Genomic DNA, 5,454 nt, shown 5'->3' with positions numbered 1-5,454 from the left:
GACTGGTATTTTTATTATTGGAAGATTCGGAGATGATTTCTGCCATATTTTGCCTGCATTTCCGGGATAACAGATAAATGCGAATTGGAATTGATACGGCCCCGATTACCCAGCACCGCGGAAGGGGGGTGGGCGCCCTGGGTCATCACCTTTTGGAGGCCCTGCTTCGGCAAAGAGGCGGGAATGAATTTGTTCTTTTTTCCCATGAGGCACAGGGTGCCTCCCCGCACGGGGAGGAGGGAAGCGTCCGGCGCCTTCACCGTCCGGGCGTTCCGGCCGGGTTTTCGCCGGCATGGCTGATGGACGCCCTCCGGCTTGCCCGCCAGGTACGCCGGAGCGGACTGGATGTGTTTCATGCCTACTTTCAGTGGAACCTCCCCCTGTACCGATACCCCTGTCCGGCCATCGGCCACATCTACGATCTCATGCCGATGGCCATATCCGAAATCTATCAAGAGCGTTATGCCCTGCCGGTGGGCCGAAAGATTTGGCTTTTTCGCCAATACCTCCGATTCGCCCTGAAGCGCGTGGATCGGGTCATCGCGATCTCGGAGTCCACTCGCCGGGATTTGGTTCGTTTGATGGACTATCCGGAGGGTAAGATTGATGTGGTCTATCCGGCCCCCTCCCCGGAGATGGGGCCGGTGGCGGATGCGGAAAAACTTGAACAAATGCGCGCCCGCTACGGACTTCCGGGGGATTATCTTCTCTATGTCGGCGGCTACGACTACCGCAAGAACCTCGAGATGCTGGTGGCCGCCTATCTGCGGGCGCGGGAAATGGGGCTCGGCTGGCCGCTGGCCCTGGCGGGGGATATGCGCAGCCCCTACGGGAGGCGGGTCAGGGAACTGGTGGAAACGAGCGCGGGCGAGGGCGCTTTCCATCTTTTGGGCCATGTGGAGGATGAGGCGCTGCCGGGCCTCTACTCCGGGGCCAAAATCGCGCTCTACCCTTCGCTGTATGAAGGGTTCGGGTTGCCCGTTCTGGATGCGATGGCTTGCGGCGCGCCGGTGCTTTGCGCGGATCGCGCCGCGGTGCCCGAGGCCGCTGGGGATGCGGCTCTTCTCCTGCCCGCGGAGGACGAAAAGGCATGGGGGGAGGCGATTTTCCGGCTGGCCGAAAGCGCGGGCCTCCGGGAGGAGATGCGCCAGAAAGGCCTGGCGCATGCCCGGCGGTTCACATGGGAAAACGCGGCCCGGGACACAATTCGGGTTTACGAAACTGCCGCAGGTTCTCTATAAAGGAAATTGTCGAAGCGGGTGGGTTTTGCCCCCGCCCGGATAAAATTTGGCCAGCCCGGCGGGCGAGTGATTGGGAGCAGGCATGCAAATCCGTTTTTGGGGAACCCGCGGGTCCATCGCGAAGCCGGGAAGGAGCACTGTCCGCTATGGCGGGAATACGTCATGCGTGGAAGTGCTCGCGGCGGACGGCACACGCCTCATTCTCGATTCGGGAACCGGAATCCACGATCTGGGCCAGGCGCTTGTCACAGATAAGGACCGTCCATCGCAAGGCCATCTGCTCATCACCCATACCCACTGGGATCACATCCAGGGTTTTCCGTTTTTCGCTCCCCTGTTCCTGGAAGAAAAGTGGAATGTCTATGCGCCGGGCGACTTCGGGACGCAGTTGGAAAACGTCCTGGGCGGACAGATGTCCTATGCCTACTTTCCCATCTCGCTCGCGGAAACCCGGGCGATTGTCCAGTTTCATCCGGTGGGCGAGGGGCAATTCGACATCGGCCCTTTCCGGATCAGGGTGCAATACATGAACCACCCGGTCCTGACCGTGGGCTACCGCATCGAAACCGGCGAGGCGTCTGTGGTCTACATCTCCGATCACGAACCCAACTCGCTGTACCCGATCGGGGAAAACTCCGGCGTGCGCCCCATCCACCACGAGGATCGGAGGCATGTGGATTTTCTGGCGAGGGCCGATCTGTTGATCCACGATGCCCAGTTCACGCTCGAGGAGTACCGGCAAAAGCAGGGTTGGGGGCACTCGCCCGTTGAGAAGGCGGTAGACTACGCCCTGGCCGGCCAAGTCAAAAGACTCGCGCTTTTCCATCACGATCCCCTCCGGACGGACGAAGCCGTTGACGGCATGGTCGAGAAGGCCCGCCGGAGAGGCGAGAGCGCCGGGGCTTCCCTCGAAATCGGGGCGGCCACTGAGGGGGAGATTGTCGAGTTGCGGGAAACGGAGAGCGGGAGTTTCTCCCCCCTTCATCCCGGGGAGTCCGCCATCGTTTCCGGGGAAAGGGCCGGCCGGCCGGATACCGTGATGGTGGTGGAGGACGACAGATTGTCCGCCGCGATGCTCAAGGAAACACTTCAGAAGGAATCGCTCCGGGTCGTCGTCGTGGAAGATGGAGAGTCCGCGGTGCGGGCGTTCCAGATCGAAAAGCCCTCGTTGGTGGTTCTGGACCTGGTTCTTCCGCTCCTTGACGGCCTTGAGGTATGCCGCTCCATCCGCAACTCGGCCGAGCCCGGACTGAGGGATATTCCCATCCTCATCGTCACCGGGAAAAAGCTTGAGGAAAAAGACATCATTTCCTGTTTCGAGGCCGGCGCGACGGATTACATGACAAAACCGGTTTCGCCCACCCGTCTTCGATCCCGGGTGCGGGGCTGGCTCCACCGCAGCCTTGTGAACCGGTAGGCTCCGCCGGGAGATCTACGGGGTTTTTGAAAATTTCAGGGCCGCCGAGTTGATGCAGTAGCGAAGCCCGGTCGGCGGAGGGCCGTCGGGAAACACGTGGCCCAGATGTGCGTCGCAGGATGCGCACAAAACTTCCACCCGACGCATGCCGTAGCTCGAATCTTCTTTTTCCAAGATGGTTTCCGCTTCCGTCGGCTCCCAGAAGCTCGGCCAGCCGGTGCCGGAATCGAACTTCTCGGATGAGCGGAACAACTCGGCGCCGCAACATACGCAGTGGTAATTGCCTTTATCCTTCAAATCGTGAAACGCCCCGGTGAAGGCGGGTTCGGTCGAGCCCTGCCGGGTGACGGCGAACTGCTCGGGCGTTAATTTCCGGCGCCATTCCTCTTCTTTCTTTGTCATTTTTTCGGGCATTTCGTATCTCTCCGCGGATTCGGGCCGTGTGGGCCCTGCGCTAATCGTTCTTCGTATTTCTTTTCAGCAGATGAAGTCCCCGAAGGGTCATCACGGTCTCGTCCTGCTGGTTCTTCGTTTCGTATCCCATTTTCAGGATACCGCGATCAGGCTTGGAATTCGACGGGCGCATCTCCAGGACTTCGGCGGTGACGCAGAGGGTGTCCCCCGGGCGGACGGGGACGAGCCATTTCAATTCCTCGAGGCCGGGGGAGCCGATGCTGCAGGCGGAGATGGCGCCCGTATCGAGAAAAGAGCGGAACGAGACGAGCAGGGTATGAAAGCCGCTTGCGATCAGCCCGCCGAAGGGGGAGTTATGGGCGGCTTCCGGATCGAGGTGAAACGGCTGGGGATCGAAGCGCCGGGCAAAAGAGAGGATTTCCTCCTCCGTGATACGGACCGCCTGCCCAGTGAAGATCTCGCCAATGGAAAAATCATCAAAATAGCGATCTATCAAGACAATTCCCTCGCCCCCGGTGTAATTTCCGCTTTTCCATCATAGCGGAGGGCCGCCCCAGGCTGCCATCCGGCGGAGGAGTACCTTTGACAAGGTGATATGGCCCCGTATAATACGTCTCCGTACTAAATTTTGCTGCTTGGAGATGCCAATGTTTCACATGCGGGAGCTGCCCTCGCGCTCTTTGATTGATTCGGTTGCAACCCTGTATTCCGAGCTCGATCCCTCGGCCGTTGTGACCTGCTATTTTCTCCTTCGAACGGGAAGCGATCTACTGTCCGCGTTCGAGACCAACCTTTCCCGCCACAATATGTCCCAGTCCCGTTTCATTGTCCTTCTTTTGCTCCAGCGGATTCAGCTTCACGAAGAGGACGCCGGGATCAATCCCTCCCGCCTGGCCGAACAGGCCGGGGTCAGCCGGGCCACCATGACCGGCCTGCTCGACGGCCTCGAACGCGATGGCTTGATAGCGCGGCAGCAGCTGAACGGCGACCGCCGGATGTTTTCGATCCGGATGACGCAAAAGGGGCAGGAAGTGCTCGAAACGATATTGCCGGATTACTATACCCGCATCGCGGAGCTGATGCACAACCTGACGGAAGAAGAGAGAGACGTGCTGGTCTCGCTCCTCAAAAAAGTGAACGAAGGGATTCCTTCTTTTCAAAAACCTTAGCGCGATAAACTATCCGATTTACCTTTGGGCATCCTAGGAGAGGTCGGCATGCCAAAACCGAAAGTGATTCTTCAGCTCTATCCGATGCTCCCTTCCGAGGATCGGGCGGACCGAGAGAGAAAGCGCCCCCTGGGCCGTAACAAGGAGCTTTACAACAAAGTCCTCCACGACTGGCTCGGCATCGTGAAGGCGGCCGACAGGATGGGGGTCTGGGGCGTCAGCACCATCGAGCACCATCTCCATTCGGAGGGCTACGAGGTCGGCCCGAACCCGGGCGTGCTGAACGCCTGGTGGGCTTCCCATGTCAAGAATGCGCGGATCGGGGCGCTGGGCTACGTCATGGCCACCCAGGACCCGATTCGGGTGGCCGAGGAAACGGCGATTCTCGATCACATCACCAAGGGGAAGTTCTTCTGCGGGGTCGCCCGCGGTTACCAGTCGCGCTGGGCGAACATCCTCGGCCAGCAGGCCGAGGCGGTGGCGACCGTTTCCGACAGCCTCGGGGGAAAAGACGATGTGAAGAACCGCGAGGTCTTCGAAGAGCGCGTGGATATGCTCATCAAATGCTGGACGGAAGAATCCATCGAACTCGACGGGAAGTACTACCAGGCGCCCTATCCGTCAGACGGCATCAAGTATCCGGCCTGGAAGAGCGCCAAGAGCGCGGGCACCGATGGCGAGATTGACGAGCGGGGCTATGTGAAGCGCGTTGCAGTGTGCCCCGGGCCCTATCAGGATCCCTATCCGCCGTTGTTCCAGGCGGTGAGCGCCAGCGTCGATTCGATCCGCTTCGCCGCCCAGCGCGGCATCCGCCCTACGTACTTCACCAAGCTGAGTAAAATGGAAGAGTTCGCCCATGTGTATGTCGAGGAGGCCGCAAAGGCGGGCCACGACTTCGCCCTCGGAGAGCGGCAGAACATGTGCCGCTGGATTCACGTGGCCGAATCCGAGGAGGAGTACAACGAGAAGCTCCGCAAGTATGACCTCGACATCTACCAGAACTTCTACGTCCCCTTTTTCCCGCAATTTCCGGACGATACAGAGAGCATCGACTGGATCCAGAACATCAAGGACAGCGGAATTTTCCATGGCGGAACGATTGCGCAGCTGACCGAGCAGTTCGTGGACGCCTACAAAGTGGTTCCGGCCGAGTTCATCACCCTGATCTGGCACTACGCCCAGCAGCCGGCCGACGAGGGGATCTACGAGCTCG

6 protein-coding genes are annotated in these 5,454 nt (G+C 60.0%); 4 read left to right on the top strand and 2 right to left on the bottom strand.

The features are described 5' to 3' along the window. Positions 1–77 precede the first annotated feature (77 nt). Both O2807_11430 and O2807_11425 read left to right on the top strand, forming a co-directional pair. Positions 78–1,241 (top strand): glycosyltransferase family 1 protein, encoded by a 1,164-nt coding sequence (locus O2807_11430; protein ID MDA1001110.1) that lies wholly within the window; start codon positions 78–80, stop codon positions 1,239–1,241. A 166-nt stretch (positions 1,242–1,407) separates the two neighbouring features. Next, positions 1,408–2,658 carry a response regulator gene (locus O2807_11425; protein ID MDA1001109.1) on the top strand — a complete coding sequence of 417 codons (1,251 nt, stop codon included), beginning with the start codon at positions 1,408–1,410 and terminating at the stop codon, positions 2,656–2,658. 15 nt (positions 2,659–2,673) lie between these two features. Here O2807_11425 and msrB read toward each other — a convergent pair whose 3' ends face one another. Then, entirely contained in the window at positions 2,674–3,072 is a 399-nt protein-coding gene (msrB, locus tag O2807_11420) for a peptide-methionine (R)-S-oxide reductase MsrB (protein ID MDA1001108.1), read from the bottom strand. Between the two features lie 40 nt (positions 3,073–3,112). Beyond that, the gene (locus O2807_11415; protein MDA1001107.1) at positions 3,113–3,568 is read right to left on the bottom strand and encodes a MaoC family dehydratase; all 456 of its coding nucleotides are present in this window, start codon (positions 3,566–3,568) and stop codon (positions 3,113–3,115) included. Between the two features lie 151 nt (positions 3,569–3,719). Between O2807_11415 and O2807_11410 the strand changes: the two genes are divergently transcribed. Both O2807_11410 and O2807_11405 read left to right on the top strand, forming a co-directional pair. Then, complete coding sequence (locus O2807_11410) at positions 3,720–4,241, top strand: MarR family transcriptional regulator (protein ID MDA1001106.1); 522 nt, start codon at positions 3,720–3,722, stop codon at positions 4,239–4,241. A gap of 48 nt (positions 4,242–4,289) precedes the next feature. Beyond that, positions 4,290–5,454: LLM class flavin-dependent oxidoreductase (locus O2807_11405; GenBank protein MDA1001105.1), on the top strand; the 1,165-nt coding region annotated here is incomplete at its 3' end.

It is taken from the genome of bacterium (assembly GCA_027622355.1).
GTDB lineage: Bacteria > UBA8248 > UBA8248 > UBA8248 > UBA8248 > JAQBZT01.
Note: the sequence above shows the minus strand (reverse complement) of the source record. Positions and strands in the feature narration are given on the sequence as shown.

Bases quoted from the DNA above. Each gene is read 5' to 3' on its own strand.
- msrB (MDA1001108.1), bottom strand. From the start codon at position 3,072: ATGCCCGAAAAAATGACAAAGAAAGAAGAGGAATGGCGCCGGAAATTA.
- O2807_11410 (MDA1001106.1), top strand. From the start codon at position 3,720: ATGTTTCACATGCGGGAGCTGCCCTCGCGCTCTTTGATTGATTCGGTT.
- O2807_11430 (MDA1001110.1), top strand. From the start codon at position 78: ATGCGAATTGGAATTGATACGGCCCCGATTACCCAGCACCGCGGAAGG.